Genomic DNA, 18398 nt, shown 5'->3' on the forward strand with positions numbered 1-18398 from the left:
AAATTGAGATATACACAAATCCTTTTCTTTCCTTTTTTGTGTGTACCGTACTCTTTTCACTATATCATATTTTCACAAAAAAAGTCTGGATTATCCCTTTTCTCTCAATATGAATTGCACTTTCTTATTATTCATACTATTATAAAAATAATGGCGTAACATGAAAAGAGGAGGTATTATATGCAATTTACAAACACGAAATTTAATGGGGTAATTGTTGATTTAACACTATTAACAGAGATTATGGAAAAGAACCATTTTGTACTCGCTGGACAGTGGGATTATGAACGAGTTACATACGATTATAAATTCGAAATATTAAACGATGTTTATTATTTACGTGTACAAGGTTTAGCTGTTGAAGGTGACATTGGTAGTAGACACGCTGAAATAAAGCTACTTCCTCCCTTATTAGGTAAACACTATTATCCTCATGGTGTTGAATATGGGGATGGTGAAATTTTCCCAACGAATGTACTTCAAAAAAGCGAACAACTCCTACAAAATATCGAAAAAGAGTTAAAAGAATTCCAAATCATTGAGTAAATAGAACAAGCGCATCAATATGATGCGCTTGTTCTATTTATCTTATTTAAGAATGAATCGTCTTTTTGACTGGATACCCATAAATAGTTCCATCCTTTACTTTAATCTCATCTTCCCAAGGAACCTTATATCTACCTTCAGCTAAATCTTTTACAAACGTATACGGGTTTTCTTTCACCCCACCAGGAGTCGCTACATATCCCCTTGAACCTAAATTATATATATTATTTTCGAGACCCCATCCTAATCTAGCTTGATCTGCTAGCTCTGGATATACTTCAGCAGTAACAATTTCCCAAGGATTTCGGTGTCCCTGCACTAAAGTAGTCCCATCAAAATTACATACTTGTCCTTCACCAAAATAATAAAATACACCATCATAACCCGCTAAGTTCACCGACAATGTATACATTAAATTTTGCCATGCATTCGAACGATTAGTTAACATCCATTGTTCACTAACTTGTGTGCTATATCCAGAAATACGAATCAAGACATTTGCACCTTTATAAGCTGCTTCACGAGCTACTTCAGGAAACATACCATCATGACAAATACAAACAGCTAATTTACTTCCTCCCGGTCCATCACAAACAGGTAAACCTAAATCTCCAGCCTTCCAAGGTTCAACTGGCACCCAAGGATTTAGCTTACGATACTTCAAAATCATTTCACCTTGTGGATCAATAATTATTGCTGTATTATACGGTTCTCCACCATCAGGATTTCTTTCCATTATAGAAAAAACACCATATACTTCAGACCCTTTACATGCCTCAGCAAACAAGTCTGTTTCTGGCCCAGGGACTGTACATAAAAACTCTTCTGTAGTCCATTTTTTTGTATTAAGCCCTTGCGTACTATATTCTGGAAATACTATCAATTCCAATCCAGGATACCCTGCTTTAGTTGAATGAATTGTTTTTATGATCTGTTTAATTTGTTTATCAATGTCTGCACGGGACTCTACTACCGGTACTGGATATTGTATTAATGCTGTTAAAAACCCACTAATTGGCTTTACCATACTTCCACTACTACCCATTTAAATTCCCCCTTAAAATAGTCCTTGTTTTATTAAAGATAACAATATAAATTTGTAACTCTCTAAAAAACTTGTACTACACATGGAATTATTATGTATTAAAGCTAGTAGTAAATCTTATATCCACTTTTAGTACATGCCTACACTAACTTAACATAAATAATTAGAAAATTCAATTTATTAAAGTTTAGTAAAACTAAAAAAGTGTATGGAAACCCATACACTTTTTACTTCGTCTGTAAATATGGCGGTAATTGTTGCAACTGTTCTTTATCTTTTTCACGCTCTCGACGGGCCCATCGGAAAAATACATAACCGATAATTGTACCATACACTATTTCCTGGACAATTTTCATAATAATGCCACCAGTTTGTTGATCTTGTACGACCGGCATCCAATGCAAAAATTCCGGTCCAGTTATATTTAAATCTGATAAAGTTCCCGCTGGCACACATAGTTCCATCGCTTTCATCCAAGCAGCAGAATCCGTATACGTTGCAAATAACGGTGCAGTCGCAAAAATGATTAACGCGCAAGCTGGCGTTAATAATATACCATTCGCAAACATATAACCAAGTTTCTTTATATCACTTAACGTTTGATATTCTGGTAATGGATTTAGCATCGGCCACCACATCATGATTGCTGTAAAGAACAATATAGCGAGACAAATAGGATGAGCAATTTGACTTTGTTTTACTGTATCAAAAACAACTGGTAAATGATAAAAAGAAAACAGGCCATTAAATACAAACAATGCGATAAGAGGCCTAGCAAATACCTTTAATATAATTTGAACGAACTTAAAAGAAGTAATATAACGATATAACCAAACTGGTATACCAAGTAACAATAACGGCGGAACTGCAATATACATGACTGCCATTTCGAACATATGTGCACTAAATATAATATGACCAATTAAATCAATAGGACCTCCCTTTACAAAATACAAAAGAACAATTCCGGTCGTAAAATAAAAAACTTGCTTCTTACTTACCTTCGTCGCATGTTCAAATCGCATTCTATATGGCCCAATAATTAAAAAGTACCCAATAAGGATCGAAAGCATAAATAATAAAAAGATTGGACTCCATAGAGCTTGAAAACCAAATATCCACAAGTTACTCATTGTCACACCTACCTTCTTAAGGTTATCCTTTCACATAATATGAAGAGGGAGCTGTGACAACACAAGCTCCCTTATTCTTCACTTTTCAAATCCACACAATTGTCATAAAAGCTAAAATTGTAATCAACCCGATTAACAGACCCGAATAAAGAAAGAAACTTGCGGCTTCATGTCCTTTATGACTCATATGCATAAAATAGTACAATTGAAAAATTACTTGTACCACAGCTAATAGTAAAATAAATGGTACTGAGAAAGTCGGACTGAAAGTTTTCGGATATGCTACTGCTACAAATGCAACTAATGTTAAAAATATCATTAATGCAAATGTAATAACTTGATGCTTCATTTCCTCCGCACTTTTTCTCTTCCGGTAAATAAGATCAACTTTAGGATTATTCGTTTGCTTTATCGCCATTGTTTATCCCACCATTCCCATTAAATATACTACAGTGAAAATAAACACCCAAACTACGTCAATAAAGTGCCAATAAATCGATGCAACATAAAACTTCGGTGCATTGTATAAATTTAGACCTCTCTTCGCATTTCTAAAGATTAATGTTAAAATCCAACACAACCCAAACAATACGTGGAGTCCATGTGTACCAACAAGAGCATAAAACGCGGAACCAAACGCACTACTTCTCATAGTATGCTTAAATTCATGCGCATAATGATAAAACTCATATATCTCAAACCCTAAAAACCCTAAACCTAGCAATACTGTTACCAGTAGCCAAAGTTGCATTTTCTTAAAATTAAAGTTTTTCATATGATACATCGCATATACACTCGTTAAACTACTCGTTAATAAAAGCATCGTCATAATAAAAACGAGTGGCATTTGGAACATCTCTTGAGATGTTGGTCCACCATTTGTAGAATTCTTTAACGCTAAATATGTGCCAAATAAGGAAGCGAACAATACTGTTTCGCCTCCAAGAAATAACCAAAAACCGACAAACTTATTTTTCCCTTCAAGGGTTGCTTTTTCAGGCTCTGCTGGAAATGTTTCATTCGTTAATTTTTCATCTACATGCATTACGCCTTGCCCCCCTTATCTTCTAAATCTTCCTTATGAATATGATATCCATGATCATCGATTACTGAACGCAGGAACATTGCACCAAACGTAATGATTAAACCAATAATTGCTACTAATAACCAAAACTTATCTTTTCCACCCTGCATATACATTGCACCAAATGCCGCTATAAACAATCCTAAAGAAATGATAAATGGTGAAAATGATGGATTTGGCATATGAATATCACCAACTGGTTCTGCCGCTGTCATCTCTTTATTCCCTTCGCGTTTTTCAATCCAAAACGGATCCAACCCGCGAACAAATGGCAATTGTTTAAAGTTATATTCCGGTGTAGGCGCTGGCATTGTCCATTCTAATGTGCGTCCATCCCATGGATCACGCCCTGCCTTTTCTTTTGAAACTGTCGTTTTAATGACATTGAATAGAAGAACAATCGTTCCAAGAGCCATAAATACCGCTCCAATAGAACTAATCATATTCCCCATCTCTAATCCTTGTCCCTCAAGGTATGTGTAGTAACGACGCGGCATACCAATTAACCCAAGGAAATGCTGAATGAAGAACGTTAAATGGAAACCGATAAAGAATAACCAAAATGTTATCTTTCCTAACGTTTCATTCAATACTTTATTAAACATCAGTGGCCAATAATAATGCGCTCCTGCAAGTAGACCAAATACAACACCGCCGACGATTACATAATGAAAATGAGCTACTACGAAATAGTTATCATGAAATTGATAATCAGCTGGTGCAGATGCTAGCATAACACCTGTAACTCCTCCCATTACGAATGATGGAATGAAGGCTACTGCCCACATCATAGGTGTCGTAAAGCGAATACTTCCGCCCCACATTGTAAAGAGCCAGTTGAATATTTTAATACCGGTCGGAACCGCAATAGCCATTGTTGCAACTGAGAAAATAGCATTGGCAACTGGACCAAGTCCAACAGTAAACATATGATGCGCCCATACCATAAATCCTAAAAATCCAATTAATACTGTCGCAAACACCATCGACGAATAACCAAATAATCGTTTTTTCGAAAATGTAGCGAAGATTTCTGAGAATATTCCGAAAGCTGGAAGTATAAGAATGTATACTTCTGGATGACCAAAAATCCAGAATAAATGCTCCCATATAATTGTATTCCCGCCCAGCGCTGGATTAAAGAAACTTGTTCCAAATAAGCGGTCTAACATTAAAAGTCCTAATCCGACAGTTAACGGCGGAAAAGCAAATAATATTAACGAAGATGTTACAAATGTCGTCCATGTAAACATCGGCATACGCATATACGTCATCCCTGGCGCACGCATATTAATAATGGTTACAAGGAAGTTGATGCCTCCAATTAATGTACCTATACCGGAGATTTGCAAGCCGAGTACATAAAAATCAACACCATGGCCTTTAGAGGCTAAAGCTAAAGATGCATAAGATGTCCATCCTGCATCAGGTGCTCCACCTAAAAACCAACTTAAATTTAAAAATACTCCACCAAAGAAAAATAACCAAAATCCGAGTGAATTCAAAAACGGGAACGCTACATCACGTGCACCAATTTGAAGTGGTACAGCGGCGTTCATAAATGCAAACACGAGTGGCATAGCTGCGAGGAAAATCATTGTTGTACCGTGCATGGTTAATACTTGATTATAAGCATCCCCAACAAGAAAAGCGTTGTTAGGAATCGCTAATTGAAGGCGAATAAATAGAGCTTCTATTCCGCCTATTACAAAAAACAATCCACCTGCAATTAAATAGAGAATGGCAATCTTTTTATGGTCTACTGTCGTTAAATAATCCCATATGACAGCACCCATCCCCTGTTTTTTTGCTACAGAACTCACGTTTTCAACCTCCCCTTCGCGAATAATCCCTCTTTACTTTTCAACTTTTAACGTTTGTAAGTATGCATTTAATGCATCAATTTGATCGTCTGTTAAGTTGCCATATTTACCAGTCATTTTATTTCCTGGTTTCATATTTTCAGGATCTTTCAGCCATTTTTTTAAGTTTTCTTCATTGTTTTCGGCGATGCCGGCAACTGTATCGCGATCCGCAAAGTTTGCTAAGTTTGGTGCGATACGAGCGGAAGGTGGTCTACTATCATTAGATCCAACTGCGTGACAACCAATACAGCTTTTATTAAATATTTCTTGGCCCTCTTGCGCCTTTGTTGAAGCTACTTCTTTCTTCCCATCAATTTTCTTCATATCAGCAAGCCATTTTTTGTAGTCGCTTTCATCTAAAGCTTTCACTTTGAATTGCATTAAAGAATGTGATGGGCCGCAAAATTCTGTACAAAAACCATTATAAGTGCCCGATTTATCTGCCTTTAACCACATTTTGTTCACATTATCTGTATTTGTATCCATTTTCCCAGCTAAAGATGGAACCCAAAACGAATGTTTAATATCGGCACCCTTCAAATTCAAATACACTTTCTTACCTGTGGGGATAACTAAATCTTGAGAAGTTACTATCTTTTCTGATTTATAAGAAAATTCCCACCAATAAAGATTCGCTGTTACATCAACAACGATAGTATCTTTATCAATATTCTTTTTCTCCATCGCACTTACATCAGCAAGTTTGAATGTATATGTAACCGTTGGAACAGCTAAGATTAACAAAAGAATAATCGGAATAACTGTCCATATAATTTCTAGTTTGTGATTTCCTTCAACTTGCTCTGGAATATAATCTTCCTGACCTTTCTTTTGTCGGAAACGCACAATTACATATAAGAAAATAATAGTAACTACTAGTACTACTCCTACCATGATTGCACTTGCTAGTAAGAGCAGATCATATTGCATTTTTGCTACTTCTCCTTGCGGAATTAAAGTAGATTGAAAGGCTTTACCGCATCCCCCTAACAGTAAAGCCAGCAGTGAAACGAACGAAAGCAGTCGCCACTGTTTCTTCATACAAACAACCCCCACTTTCCTTGTGAATTAGATTGTACTTTATAGTTAAGTAAAGTAAATCTCAACGTAAAGAAATCCAATTATGTCGTTGTCTTAGAAGAATGTAACTACAATCATTGATACAAATAAGATTGTTAAATAATTTAGGGAATAAACAAACATTTGTACGGACCATTTGATGTCATCTTTCTTACGGAAGCCATAAAATCCTAAAACGATCCATCCGATGTTAAGCAGCGTTGCAATTACCATAAATGTTATCCCTAGTCCACTCATATAAAATGGTAGTGGTAATAAACATACTGTCCAAATCATAATTTGGCGTTTCGTAATTTCAAATCCATGAACTACAGGAAGCATTGGAATTCCTGCATTTCGATATTCATCAACACGTTTCATTGCTAATGCAAGGAAATGTGGGATTTGCCAAATAAACATAATCAAAAATAGCATCCAAGCAATTGGATGACCTAAAGATGGATCGATTGCTGCCCATCCAATTAAAGGTGGAACTGCACCAGAGATACTACCTACAACAGTATTTAGTGTATACTTTCTCTTTGTCCATAAACTATATAGAACAACATATGTGAAAGCACCAATAAACCCCATTAAAACTGCCATTGGTGTTGTTAATAATAAAAATACAAACCCAAGAAGTAATATAACTAATCCAAATGTAAGTGCAAATCCTGGTTTATACTTTCCAGTAACCGTTGGACGGGTCTTTGTTCTTTCCATTAATGGATCGATGTCTCGATCAATGTAGTTGTTTAAACAACATACCCCTGCCATAACTAATCCAGAACCAACGATTGTAAAGAATAACTTATCCAGATTGTCCATCACACTTAATCCATTAAAGTGTAATGCCAACCAAAATCCTGTAAATACAGTAAGTGTATTTGAGTTTACAATCCCCATTTTAACGAGTGCTTTTAAATCTTGTAACCGAGTTGTTTCCGGTATACTTGTAACAGCAGACTCATCATGCAGCTCACTTGTTGCATGGTTCATCACTTTAACCCCCTCTTAAAACTTTCATCTTTCTTTTTGCGCCTATTTCAAAATGAAATAATTCGCTTCTATATAGCAATATTATTACAGTAGAAACATTGTTAACCCATCCTACTACTAATCTACGCCCATACTCCAATATATTAAATCATATTTCCCGAACATTTTGTGAAGAAAACATGAACTTTTTGTGTCGAATATAAAAACTTAATTCTTACTTATCCATATCATAACATGATGTTACCTTCTATAATAAACTTTTTTGTCATATTTAACACGTATTCTCCTCATTTCTTTTCAAAACAGCCTATTTTTCACCTAAAAATTTCCTTATAAACCTTATTTCCACACCCGTTTTCTCTCCCCTGTCTTCCCCCGGCATTTCTTTGCTATTTTATTATTTTTTATATATCATAGGAACTAGCGCGTTTTATTCTATACATAATGGAATGAAAATATTTCGCAATAACTTCATAGCAGAAAGATGGTGAAAGAGATTGCAACGCTTTATTAAATGGTTAGCAGTCATTACAAGTCTTGATTTATTAATAGTTTTATTAGGAGGCGCCTTAGTTACAAAAACAGGTTCTGGCCAAGGATGCGGTAAATCATGGCCACTTTGTAACGGTGAATTTGTTCCATCTAATTTATCAATGGAAACTATTATTGAACTAAGTCACCGCCTTACATCAGGATCAGCAGGAATTCTTGTCACTCTCCTTTGTATTTTGTCCTGGAAATATTATAAACATGTGCGCGAAACAAAAACGTTAGCAATTTTATCTTTCGTATTTTTAGTTGCACAAGCATTAATGGGAGCCGCTGCAGTTGTCTGGGGACAAATGCCAGCTGTACTTGCTATTCATTTTGGTATTTCCTTAATTTCATTTGCTTCTGTCATTTTATTAACGTGTCTTATCTTTGAAATTGACCAAAAGTTTGATGCACGTTCACTTATTATGGACAAAAAAATGAAATTCCATATCTATGGTGTAACAATTTACTGTTATCTCGTTGTCTACACAGGAGCTTTAGTACGTCACGAACGAGCTAGCCTAGCTTGTCCAGACTTCCCTTTATGTAGCAAAAATAGACCTATGCCGACTCAACTACATGAGTGGGTTCAAATGGGACATAGATTGGCAGCCATGTTAATTTTCGTTTGGATACTATATGCGATGATTCTCGCTATTCGCCATTATAAGCAACAGCCTGTCGTATACTGGGGATGGATTATTTCATTTATCCTTGTTACACTTCAAGCTATAGTAGGAATTTTAGTCGTATTTACAAATGCTAGTTTAGCAATGGCATTATTACATTCCCTATTCATTTCTTGTTTGTTTGCTGTACTATGCTATTTAGTTATGTTAGGAACAAGAAGTAAAGTGAATGCAAAAGAAGCTGCATCAACTTCTAAACAAACAAAATAAATGAAAATACCTTGCCGAATTGGCAAGGTATTTTTTCGCAATAAAAAAGAGCTGTGTTTTCACAACTCTTTTTTATTTTAGTGATCTAATTCAATGAGTAAGTCACCCGTTTGAATTGCATCTCCGTCATTAACATATACTTTTTTCACTTTACCATTGAACGGCGCTTGAACTGTCGTTTCCATTTTCATCGCTTCTGTAATTGCCATAGAATCGCCTTTTTTCACTTCATCGCCTTCTATTACAACTACTTTAATAACCGTTCCTGGCATTGTTGCGCTAATGTGGTTTGGATTTTCACGGTTTCCTTTCACGCGTTGTGCAACTGTTGCTTTCACACTTTCGTCTTTCACAACAATCTCACGTGGTTGACCGTTAAATTCCAGATAAAGAACACGATTTCCATCTGGCTGAGGCTCTCCGATTGATACTAGTTTAACCATCAATGTTTTACCTTGTTCAATTTCCACATCGATTTCTTCACCAAGTCTCATACCATAGAAGAATGTCGGTGTATCAAGCACAGATACATTTCCATAAAGCTCAGCAACTTTTTCGTAATCTATAAATACTTTTGGATATAATGCATATGCAACTACATCAAACATCGTCACTTCGCGTCCAAGCTTATGGAATAGCTCTTCTTTTAACGCGTCGAAATCTACTGGCTCTAATAATTCACCCGGTCTTACTGTTAATGGTTCTTTCCCTTTTAAAATAATTTCTTGTAACTTTTTCGGGAAACCACCATATGGTTGTCCTAAGTCTCCAGAGAACATTTCAACAACAGATCCTGGGAAGTCCATAGAATGTCCACGCTCTAAAACATCTTGTTCTGTTAAGTGATTTTGAACCATGAATAATGCCATATCACCGACAACTTTAGATGATGGCGTTACTTTAACAATATCACCAAACATATCATTCACACGGCGATACATTACTTTCACTTCATCGAAGCGATCGCCTAAGCCAACCGCTTTCGCTTGTTGTTGTAAATTACTGTACTGTCCGCCTGGCATTTCGTGCATATATACCTCTGTATGAGGAGCGTTCATACCACTTTCAAACGGTGCGTAGTATTTACGTACATCTTCCCAGTAATGAGATAGTTTTTCTAATGAATCTATATTAACATCTGGCTGTCTTTCGTTTCCGCCTAACGCATAGTATAGCGTGTTCGCACTTGGTTGTGACGTTTGACCAGCCATAGAACTTACTGCTACATCGACAATGTCAACACCTGCTTCAATTGCTTTCGTATACGTTAATATACCATTTCCACTCGTGTCGTGTGTATGCAGGTGAATCGGAATCGATACCGTCTCTTTTAATGCTGAAACTAAATCATATGCTGCGTTTGGTTTTAGTAAGCCCGCCATATCTTTAATACCTAAAATATGAGCTCCTGATGCTTCTAATTCTTTTGCTAAGTTTTTATAGTAATTTAAATCGTATTTACTACGCAATGGATCGTGAATATCCCCTGTGTAGCACATCGTTGCTTCTGCAATTTTACCAGTATCTCGTACAGCATCAATCGCAACTCTCATACCTTCCACCCAGTTTAAGCTATCAAAAATACGGAACACATCAATTCCAGCTTGAGCAGAACACTCCACAAACTTTTGAATTAAATTATCCGGATAGTTTTTGTAGCCAACTGCGTTTGAAGAACGAAGTAACATTTGGAATAAAACATTTGGCATTTTTTCACGAAGATCTAGTAATCGTTCCCATGGATCTTCTTTTAAGAAACGATATGCAACATCAAACGTTGCACCGCCCCACATTTCCGCTGAGAATAAGTTCGGTAACATTCTCGCTGTTGGCTCTGCAATTTGATGTAAATCTTTTGTACGAATACGCGTTGCAAGTAATGACTGATGCGCATCACGGAATGTTGTATCCGTTAAAAGGACACGTTTTTGATCTTGTACCCATTTTACTAATCCGTCTGCTCCACGCTCATCCAAAATTTGTTTCGTTCCATTTTGGATCGGCTCTGAGTGGAATACATTCGGTATACGAGCATCCGGGAAAATTGGTTTCTCTTTTTTCCCTACTCCCGGGAAACCATTTACTGTTACTGTCCCGATGTAATTTAACATTTTCGTTCCGCGGTCTTTACGTTTTGGGAACAAGAATAGTTCAGGTGACGCATCAATAAATGAAGTGTCATATTCCCCTGATAAAAAGTTTTTATGTTTTACTACATTCTCTAGAAATGGAATATTAGTTTTAATACCACGAATACGGAATTCTTTTAAGTTACGTTCCATTTTTGCAGCAGCTTGTTCAAAAGTAAGCGCCCATGTTGTAACTTTTACAAGTAAAGAATCATAGTACGGTGTAATTACTGCACCTTGGAAACTATTACCTGTATCAAGACGAACCCCAAAGCCACCGCCTGATCGGTATGCCATAATTTTCCCTGTATCCGGCATGAAATTATTTAGTGGGTCCTCAGTCGTTACACGTGATTGGATTGCAAAACCGTGCACAACTACTTCTTCTTGCTTTGGAACACCTACCATTTTACTATGTAATGCATGTCCATCAGCTATTAAAATTTGCGATTGAACGATGTCAACTCCTGTAATCATTTCTGTAATTGTATGTTCTACTTGAACACGTGGATTTACTTCAATGAAATAGAAATTATCATCTTTAACAAGGAATTCAACTGTTCCTGCGTTTAAATAATTTACATTTTTCGTTAACTTTACAGCAGCTTCACAAATACGCTGACGCAAATCATCTGAAAGCGACACACTAGGTGCAATTTCTACTACTTTTTGGTGACGACGTTGTACAGAACAGTCTCGCTCGTATAAATGAACAACATTGCCCTCTTCATCTGCTAAAATTTGAACTTCTATATGTTTAGGTTTTTCAACGAATTTTTCAACGTATACTTCATCATTACCAAAGGCTGCCTTTGCTTCTGACTTCGCTCGATTATACGATTCTCTTAATTCTTCACTAGTACGTACAATACGCATACCACGACCGCCACCGCCAAGGGAAGCTTTGATTATAATCGGGTAATCATACTTTTCAGCAAATTCTTTAACTTCTTCTAACGAATCTACCGGCCCATCACTACCAGGAATAACTGGAATTTGTGCTAGCTGCGCTTGTGTTCTTGCTTTTACTTTATCTCCAAACATATCTAAATGCTTACTTTTTGGACCAATAAAGATAATCCCTTCTTCTTCACAACGTTTTGCGAATTGAATATTTTCTGACAAGAAACCATATCCAGGGTGGATTGCATCTACATGATTACTTTTCGCAATCTCAATAATGCCCTCAATATCTAGATAAGCATCAATTGGCTTTTTTCCTTCCCCAACTAAATAGGATTCATCGGCTTTATAACGATGATAAGAACCACTATCCTCTTTAGAATAGATTGCAACTGTTTTTAATCCCAGTTCCGAACAAGCTCGAAACACACGAATTGCAATCTCTCCACGGTTAGCTACCAATACTTTTTGAATACGTTGCAGCTTTGTCATGATTTTCCCCCTCTACTTTCCTACCACTCTAGAGATAAAATATATACACACCCTAAAGAGCGTGAAGTTCTTCACTTTCTACATTATATTATACTTGGAAAGCTTCACTTTATTTTTATCCATCATACCTTATTTTTTAACAAATGATAAGTTTTCTGAGCAATTTGTCTCACAAAAATAGTATAGCATACCTCTTCCTTATGTAACAACCTAATTGTATATCACATTTATTCGAATGTGATATATCTTTTCGTTAAAAAACAAAATGGTATATCCTATTTAAAAAACAAAAAACACATCGCGCTCTAAAGCACAATGTGTTTTTATTTTACAACTACAAGACGTGGTCCATCTTGTTCTCTTTCTTTCATTATCTCATTTTGCTCTTTCTCTTGTCGTTTTACATGACTGGCAATATTTAATAATATACCCATCGCAATTAAATTAGCCAATAAAGAACTACCACCATAACTAATAAACGGTAAAGGTACCCCTGTAAGCGGTATTAATCCAGACATACCACCGACATTAACAAAAGTTTGTATTCCAATTAAACTTGCAATTCCGATTGCAATTAAACTTCCAAATGGATCTTTACATTTTTGCGCTACTCTAAACGAACGAATAATAATAAGTAATAAACAGATTAAAATAATAGCTACCCCTATAAAACCTAGTTCTTCAGATATAATTGCCATAATAAAATCTGTTTGCGGCTCTGGTAAGTAGCCATACTTTTGTATACTATTCCCTAATCCTCTACCATTTAACCCACCTGAGGCAATTCCAATAAATGAATTAACTAATTGGAATCCATCATTTTGAGGATCGTTAAACGGGTCAAGAAAAACTGAAAATCGGGCTTTTTGGTAATTATTCAATTTATAATTCCCAATAAAATACAATGCAGGAACCCATACGATAGATGTTAATATAAACCTTTTTATCCACAGGTTAACATTAACTCCTGAACAGAAGAACATAATTAACACTGTTCCACCTATTAATATGTCAGTCCCTAAGTCATTTTGTAATAAAATTAATACCATCGATCCACCCACCACAAATAGGGGGGGGATTATCCCTTGTAAAAAAGGGGTTTGCCTCTCTTGTTTCTTAGCAAAAAAACTTGCTAACGTAATAATTACTGCTATTTTTACAAACTCAGCTGGTTGTATACCTAGTATCCATCCTTTTGCACCATTGATTACCTTACCGAAAAGGAAGGCTGCTGTTAGTAAGCCAATACCCCCTAACCCCATAGCTGCAAGAACTATTTTCTTCCTCCAAAATTTGTAAGGTACTACAGCGACAATCACTAGCATTACCGTTCCAATAGCGAGAGAAACTAATTGTTTTTTAAAAAAGTGATCTGCCGGCCAGTTATATTTCGATGAAATCGCAACAATGGAACTAGAACTATATACCATTATAACTCCCAGCACACATAAGATAACAAGAGGAAGTAATAATGAATAATCCATTGATTTCCATACTCTTTTCATTTCATTTCCTCTCTCTGTTTCAATTTAATTATTGTTGTATTCCATATGTACATTGCTTCTTCCTGCTTTATTATACAAATAAAAAGCCCAAACTTTTTCAGTTTGAGCCCCCTTATTTGAACCCGTTATTGTTGTTTGTTTGTAAATGCTTCATGAAGTGCAGATAACTCACGTTCAAGCTCTCCTAACATTGCTTTCCCTTGTTCTTCTGCAATAAGACCAAGGCGAACTGCAAAATCGACTTCGCGGGATAGTCCAAACATTTGTGTGTCTAACACTTCTTCATATAATGGACATTGCGGCATTGTAAGATGGTCCATTTGCACCTTAATAAGTCTTAAAATCTTCTCCGCATCCGCTTGTAGAAGGGCTAGTGCCTTTTCCTGATGATTTGATACTGTCTCAGACGCCAAATTGATTCCCTCCGTTTCCGTCCTACTCTCTCCTATCTATTAATATTAGCGATAGTTTTAATAAATTGCAATAGAAACATTTTTTGTGACAATAGTGTCTAATACTATTATACTGAAAAGTGGGAGTATAACACAAATGGGGGAACAACAATGAGCGAAATTTTATTTATTAATGGAAAAGTTCGTTTTCCAATCACTATCGATCCAACCGTTTGGATCTTTGATGATCGAAAAGTAGATTTGACAACTTACTTTGATGAAACGAGAGAAAACACTTCAGAACTAGAAGCTTATTTAAAAAACACTTCAGAACATTGGGATCGCGAAATCCGTGATGGTGCTGCTTTCCCGCCGATACAACAAAGTGTAAAGAAATATAAAAAAGAACAGCTAATTACTGGAACGTTCGGTATACCATTTCATCCTTTTCTTGCTAATGCCGAAATTTCAGATGACGCTACACAAGTCGCGATTGAAACAGTAGATGATACAATAACGCTTCCATTAGAAACCGTCAAAAATGCTATTCTTGGTTTTTCAAAAGAAGGAAAACCATTAAAAGAAGATGGCCCTGTTCATTTATATTACAATGATGGATCTAATAGACAAAGTCCAATTCGTAACATCCGTAAATTTACAATTATTTAAAGAAAAGGAGTGAGCTTCGGCTCACTCCTTTTTATAGTAAATCTGCGGCTAGTTGAGCTAAATTAGATCGCTCACCTTTAACAAACTTCACATGACCACTAATACGTTGCTCTTTAAACTTCTCTACAACATATGTTAAACCGTTATTATATTCATCCAAATACGGATGATCAATTTGCTGAGGATCGCCCATTAATACAATTTTACTTTTTTCCCCTACCCTTGTTAGTATCGTTTTCACTTCATGTTTCGTTAAATTTTGTGCTTCATCAATTATAATGAACTGATCTGGAATACTTCTTCCGCGTATATACGTTAGAGCTTCAACTTCAATCGAACCCATCCCAGCTAAAATAGCATCTAACTCTCCCGGCTTTTTCGTATTAAATAAATACTCTAGATTATCAAAAATCGGTTGCATCCACGGTCTTAATTTTTCTTCTTTTTCTCCTGGTAAATAACCGATATCTTTTCCGACTGGAACAATTGGCCTTGCAACGAGTAGTTTTTTGTATAGTCCTAAATCTTCCGTTTGCATGAGCCCTGAAGCTAACGCTAGTAATGTTTTTCCTGTACCAGCTTTCCCCGTTAACGTTACTAATGGAATATCTTCACGAAGCAACAATTCTAACCCCATAATTTGCTGCACATTTCGTGGTCGTATCCCCCATACTTGTTCATTATGAAAAATAAGTTTCTTTACCTTCTTACCTAAGTGATCTACAATGCCCAGTGCCGAACTAGATCCCCCTAATGCGTCTTTCATTACTACAAATTGATTGGGATAAAAAGGATGATTTGCAATTTCAGATAAAGGCAACTCACCTTTTTCATAAAAATAATCCAATTGCTCCTTTGATATATACCCTTCTAAAAATCCGGAATATATATTTTCTACTTCAATGACGCGATCACTTAAATAATCTTCCGCCTTCAAGCCAATTGCATCTGCTTTTACCCTTACGAGCACATCTTTACTTACTAAAATAACAGACTTCCCGTCCTCTTTTTCTTGTTCTTCTAAAGATAGATTTTTTGCTACAGCTAAAATTCGATTATCATTTGTTTTTTCTACAAAAATATCTTGTAGTTGAACAAATGAACGATGATTTAATTCAATACGAAATGTACCGCCGTTTTCTAGCGGAATACTTTCATGCAGCTTTCCTATTTCACGAAATTTGTCTATTAACTTAGATACATAACGAGCGTTTCGTCCTACTTCATCCATATAACGTTTTTTCGAATCAACCTCTTCTAATACAACTGCTGGAATCACTACTTCATTGGTTTCAAATGAAAAAATAGATAAAGGATCCTGCAAAAGTACATTCGTATCTAACACATAAATTTTATCCAACCTGTTACCCCCTGACTCCACTTTTAAATTTGTAGAACAAGGGTTTCATCCATAACAATATGGACGAACCATTGTTATAATTATATGTACCGTATAAACGAGGTAGAATCGAAATTTATAGCCATTAAACCTTTTATTTATTTTTTATTCATTTCTATTCAATATATTACTTTTAATTATAATTATTAACATAAAATCACAATAACTGATTACAAAAGTTACTAACTGACTTTCTTATTTATTAAATTTATAATTCTTTCATTCCTACTAACACTTGGTTATCTAGCTTTTTTGCTGCCCGAAGATCGTATGTTTTTTCATATGTTGGTTCAGTTGCAAGTTTCGCACCATAAAACATAACATCACGTACTTCTTTCACATTTACTTCTATTACAGTTAACTTTAGAGGAATGCTTTCCATTCTATCAGTCAAAATTTCACCTGCACCACTTATGGAAAATACGGATTCATTTGCCATTATAGTCAATACCACTCCAGTACTATGCCGTATATTTTCCACAATACGTGAACGTTGATCTACTGCAAATCGAATACTAGTTTTACTCACTGCATACACCCAAGAAATAGCACTTACGTTAGGAACTTGTTTTTCAAAATCTGTTGTTGCTACCATAACAATACAATCTTTACGCAACGTTTGTACTAAATCATCTGTTAATGTAGGCTCTACTACATTCGCCATATTTCCACCCCCAAATATACTTGATGTATCCTTATCATAACCTATTTTTTGAATTGCGAAAATATTATTTTTTCCCACTATTATTCAAAAACATTATACTTCCATGATATACTTATACTGATAGAATTCGTATTGAGGTGACGAAATGAGAGTCAAATGTATGATTTGTGATAAAAAAGATATGTTAGATGATGAAAATCCTATGGCAAAAAAACTGCGTAATCGCCCTATTCATACATATATGTGCATGGAATGTTCGGAACGAATTGCAGAACGTACGATGGAACGTCATGCAAGTGGTAATTTCCGATTATATCGTGATAAAAAAGTCGAAGACGATTGGTAAAATGTAAATAAGTCCTTAATCATATAGATAAGGACTTATTTATATTTTTCGGGTTCACGATTCATCTGATCCAAGAAACAATCAATAGCTTCTAATGGAAACCTTGCAGATTTTCTTTCCCCATCGATTTCATATGTAACTAAATACATTTCCTCGTTCTTTTTAACTTCCACATTCTTCAATTTGTGTTCTTCATATATCATATTTTGAAATAACAAATACGTTTCTTTTGCAGCACTATCATCCGGACGTGCTTCGGCAACTGTTTTAATTGTTAACCAATTATATAATGCATCTTGTACTGAACGCATAAAACTTCGCCCCCTCACCCTGCTTTTTGTTGTCTCGCTTGTCGTAATCGTAACCTATACATCCCAAGTACAATCGCCGCTACAACAAGCCCCTCTCCAACAGGTAAAAAAACTGCAAAGAAAGTTAACACTGTACACCCAATCGCTAACGATATATATATCACTATATTTTTTATTATGGATAATTTTCTTGCAAAACCTAAATTATACACAATTGCACTTAATATAATAATGATGCCATACAGTAACCACATCCCTAGTTCTGGATTTTCATCAACTTTACATAATTTCGCAAAAAACGACATTCTTTCTAACATTATTTATCCTCCCTTCTCATAAAAAATAAAATTTCTTTATGCACTTAATACAAGAGTAACCCGCAAAAAAAATACTGTCCACTAAAAAGAGTAAATATTCTAAAAAA

The 18398-nt window shown here is 35.6% G+C and carries 18 protein-coding genes; 4 read left to right on the top strand and 14 right to left on the bottom strand.

Annotated features, from left to right (window positions below; translation table 11 throughout):
• Positions 1 to 180: 180 nt before the first annotated feature.
• Complete coding sequence (locus ACVWY7_RS10435) at positions 181 to 546, top strand: YugN family protein (protein ID WP_001160950.1); 366 nt, start codon at positions 181 to 183, stop codon at positions 544 to 546.
• 46 nt (positions 547 to 592) lie between these two features.
• On the opposite strand, the gene ACVWY7_RS10440 is transcribed toward ACVWY7_RS10435, so the two are convergent.
• The 7 genes from ACVWY7_RS10440 to ctaB all read right to left on the bottom strand — a co-directional run bounded on the left by ACVWY7_RS10440 (position 593) and on the right by ctaB (position 7731).
• Complete coding sequence (locus ACVWY7_RS10440; RefSeq protein WP_000535793.1) at positions 593 to 1591, bottom strand: formamidase; 999 nt, start codon at positions 1589 to 1591, stop codon at positions 593 to 595.
• A 227-nt stretch (positions 1592 to 1818) separates the two neighbouring features.
• Positions 1819 to 2724 (bottom strand): cytochrome c oxidase assembly factor CtaG, encoded by a 906-nt coding sequence (gene ctaG / locus ACVWY7_RS10445; protein ID WP_000069017.1) that lies wholly within the window; start codon positions 2722 to 2724, stop codon positions 1819 to 1821.
• 85 nt (positions 2725 to 2809) lie between these two features.
• Entirely contained in the window at positions 2810 to 3142 is a 333-nt protein-coding gene (gene ctaF / locus ACVWY7_RS10450) for a cytochrome c oxidase subunit IVB (RefSeq protein ID WP_000985698.1), read from the bottom strand.
• Between the two features lie 3 nt (positions 3143 to 3145).
• Positions 3146 to 3769 carry a cytochrome c oxidase subunit III gene (gene ctaE, locus ACVWY7_RS10455; protein WP_000557860.1) on the bottom strand — a complete coding sequence of 208 codons (624 nt, stop codon included), beginning with the start codon at positions 3767 to 3769 and terminating at the stop codon, positions 3146 to 3148.
• Positions 3769 to 5604, bottom strand: coding sequence for a cytochrome c oxidase subunit I (ctaD, locus tag ACVWY7_RS10460; protein ID WP_170933223.1), 1836 nt, complete (start codon positions 5602 to 5604; stop codon positions 3769 to 3771). The genes ctaE and ctaD overlap by 1 nt, the downstream gene beginning before the upstream one ends.
• 60 nt (positions 5605 to 5664) lie before the next feature.
• On the bottom strand, positions 5665 to 6714 hold the full coding sequence (coxB, locus tag ACVWY7_RS10465; RefSeq protein WP_000745267.1) for a cytochrome c oxidase subunit II: 1050 nt from the start codon (positions 6712 to 6714) through the stop codon (positions 5665 to 5667).
• A gap of 93 nt (positions 6715 to 6807) precedes the next feature.
• Positions 6808 to 7731, bottom strand: a complete 924-nt coding sequence (gene ctaB, locus ACVWY7_RS10470; RefSeq protein WP_001015052.1) for a protoheme IX farnesyltransferase — start codon at positions 7729 to 7731, stop codon at positions 6808 to 6810.
• 497 nt (positions 7732 to 8228) lie between these two features.
• Between ctaB and ctaA the strand changes: the two genes are divergently transcribed.
• Positions 8229 to 9164 carry a heme A synthase gene (gene ctaA / locus ACVWY7_RS10475; protein WP_001188730.1) on the top strand — a complete coding sequence of 312 codons (936 nt, stop codon included), beginning with the start codon at positions 8229 to 8231 and terminating at the stop codon, positions 9162 to 9164.
• 77 nt (positions 9165 to 9241) lie between these two features.
• On the opposite strand, the gene pyc is transcribed toward ctaA, so the two are convergent.
• From pyc to ACVWY7_RS10490, 3 genes are all read right to left on the bottom strand, one after another.
• Positions 9242 to 12688 carry a pyruvate carboxylase gene (gene pyc, locus ACVWY7_RS10480; protein WP_000164071.1) on the bottom strand — a complete coding sequence of 1149 codons (3447 nt, stop codon included), beginning with the start codon at positions 12686 to 12688 and terminating at the stop codon, positions 9242 to 9244.
• Between the two features lie 323 nt (positions 12689 to 13011).
• Complete coding sequence (ftsW, locus tag ACVWY7_RS10485) at positions 13012 to 14193, bottom strand: putative lipid II flippase FtsW (protein ID WP_000832776.1); 1182 nt, start codon at positions 14191 to 14193, stop codon at positions 13012 to 13014.
• A 125-nt stretch (positions 14194 to 14318) separates the two neighbouring features.
• The gene (locus ACVWY7_RS10490; protein WP_000135695.1) at positions 14319 to 14606 is read right to left on the bottom strand and encodes a YlaN family protein; all 288 of its coding nucleotides are present in this window, start codon (positions 14604 to 14606) and stop codon (positions 14319 to 14321) included.
• Between the two features lie 150 nt (positions 14607 to 14756).
• Here ACVWY7_RS10490 and ACVWY7_RS10495 point away from each other — a divergent pair, with 150 nt between their 5' ends.
• Positions 14757 to 15254: a molybdopterin-binding protein gene (locus ACVWY7_RS10495; protein ID WP_001289793.1), complete on the top strand. Its 498-nt coding sequence runs from the start codon at positions 14757 to 14759 to the stop codon at positions 15252 to 15254.
• 31 nt (positions 15255 to 15285) lie between these two features.
• On the opposite strand, the gene ACVWY7_RS10500 is transcribed toward ACVWY7_RS10495, so the two are convergent.
• Together ACVWY7_RS10500 and ACVWY7_RS10505 are read right to left on the bottom strand one after the other, a co-directional pair.
• Entirely contained in the window at positions 15286 to 16614 is a 1329-nt protein-coding gene (locus ACVWY7_RS10500) for a PhoH family protein (protein WP_000358083.1), read from the bottom strand.
• A gap of 247 nt (positions 16615 to 16861) precedes the next feature.
• Positions 16862 to 17317: a pyridoxamine 5'-phosphate oxidase family protein gene (locus ACVWY7_RS10505; protein WP_000024581.1), complete on the bottom strand. Its 456-nt coding sequence runs from the start codon at positions 17315 to 17317 to the stop codon at positions 16862 to 16864.
• A 145-nt stretch (positions 17318 to 17462) separates the two neighbouring features.
• On the opposite strand from ACVWY7_RS10505, the gene ACVWY7_RS10510 reads away from it, so the two are divergent.
• A complete protein-coding gene (locus ACVWY7_RS10510; RefSeq protein ID WP_001995040.1) occupies positions 17463 to 17663 on the top strand; it encodes a YlaI family protein in 201 nt (66 codons plus the stop codon).
• A gap of 35 nt (positions 17664 to 17698) precedes the next feature.
• Here the strand turns inward: ACVWY7_RS10510 and ACVWY7_RS10515 are convergent, their stop codons facing one another.
• Positions 17699 to 17974: a hypothetical protein gene (locus ACVWY7_RS10515; protein ID WP_001258144.1), complete on the bottom strand. Its 276-nt coding sequence runs from the start codon at positions 17972 to 17974 to the stop codon at positions 17699 to 17701.
• Between the two features lie 14 nt (positions 17975 to 17988).
• The gene (locus ACVWY7_RS10520) at positions 17989 to 18291 is read right to left on the bottom strand and encodes a YlaH-like family protein (RefSeq protein WP_000893654.1); all 303 of its coding nucleotides are present in this window, start codon (positions 18289 to 18291) and stop codon (positions 17989 to 17991) included.
• Positions 18292 to 18398 lie beyond the last annotated feature (107 nt).

Source organism: Bacillus sp. TE9106W, assembly GCF_054062215.1.

Bases quoted from the DNA above. Each gene is read 5' to 3' on its own strand.
- ACVWY7_RS10435 (WP_001160950.1), top strand. From the start codon at position 181: ATGCAATTTACAAACACGAAATTTAATGGGGTAATTGTTGATTTAACA.
- ACVWY7_RS10440 (WP_000535793.1), bottom strand. From the start codon at position 1,591: ATGGGTAGTAGTGGAAGTATGGTAAAGCCAATTAGTGGGTTTTTAACA.
- ctaG (WP_000069017.1), bottom strand. From the start codon at position 2,724: ATGAGTAACTTGTGGATATTTGGTTTTCAAGCTCTATGGAGTCCAATC.
- ctaF (WP_000985698.1), bottom strand. From the start codon at position 3,142: ATGGCGATAAAGCAAACGAATAATCCTAAAGTTGATCTTATTTACCGG.
- ctaE (WP_000557860.1), bottom strand. From the start codon at position 3,769: ATGCATGTAGATGAAAAATTAACGAATGAAACATTTCCAGCAGAGCCT.
- ctaD (WP_170933223.1), bottom strand. From the start codon at position 5,604: ATGGGTGCTGTCATATGGGATTATTTAACGACAGTAGACCATAAAAAG.
- coxB (WP_000745267.1), bottom strand. From the start codon at position 6,714: ATGAAGAAACAGTGGCGACTGCTTTCGTTCGTTTCACTGCTGGCTTTA.
- ctaB (WP_001015052.1), bottom strand. From the start codon at position 7,731: ATGAACCATGCAACAAGTGAGCTGCATGATGAGTCTGCTGTTACAAGT.
- pyc (WP_000164071.1), bottom strand. From the start codon at position 12,688: ATGACAAAGCTGCAACGTATTCAAAAAGTATTGGTAGCTAACCGTGGA.
- ftsW (WP_000832776.1), bottom strand. From the start codon at position 14,193: ATGAAAAGAGTATGGAAATCAATGGATTATTCATTATTACTTCCTCTT.
- ACVWY7_RS10495 (WP_001289793.1), top strand. From the start codon at position 14,757: ATGAGCGAAATTTTATTTATTAATGGAAAAGTTCGTTTTCCAATCACT.
- ACVWY7_RS10505 (WP_000024581.1), bottom strand. From the start codon at position 17,317: ATGGCGAATGTAGTAGAGCCTACATTAACAGATGATTTAGTACAAACG.
- ACVWY7_RS10510 (WP_001995040.1), top strand. From the start codon at position 17,463: ATGAGAGTCAAATGTATGATTTGTGATAAAAAAGATATGTTAGATGAT.
- ACVWY7_RS10515 (WP_001258144.1), bottom strand. From the start codon at position 17,974: ATGCGTTCAGTACAAGATGCATTATATAATTGGTTAACAATTAAAACA.
- ACVWY7_RS10520 (WP_000893654.1), bottom strand. From the start codon at position 18,291: ATGTTAGAAAGAATGTCGTTTTTTGCGAAATTATGTAAAGTTGATGAA.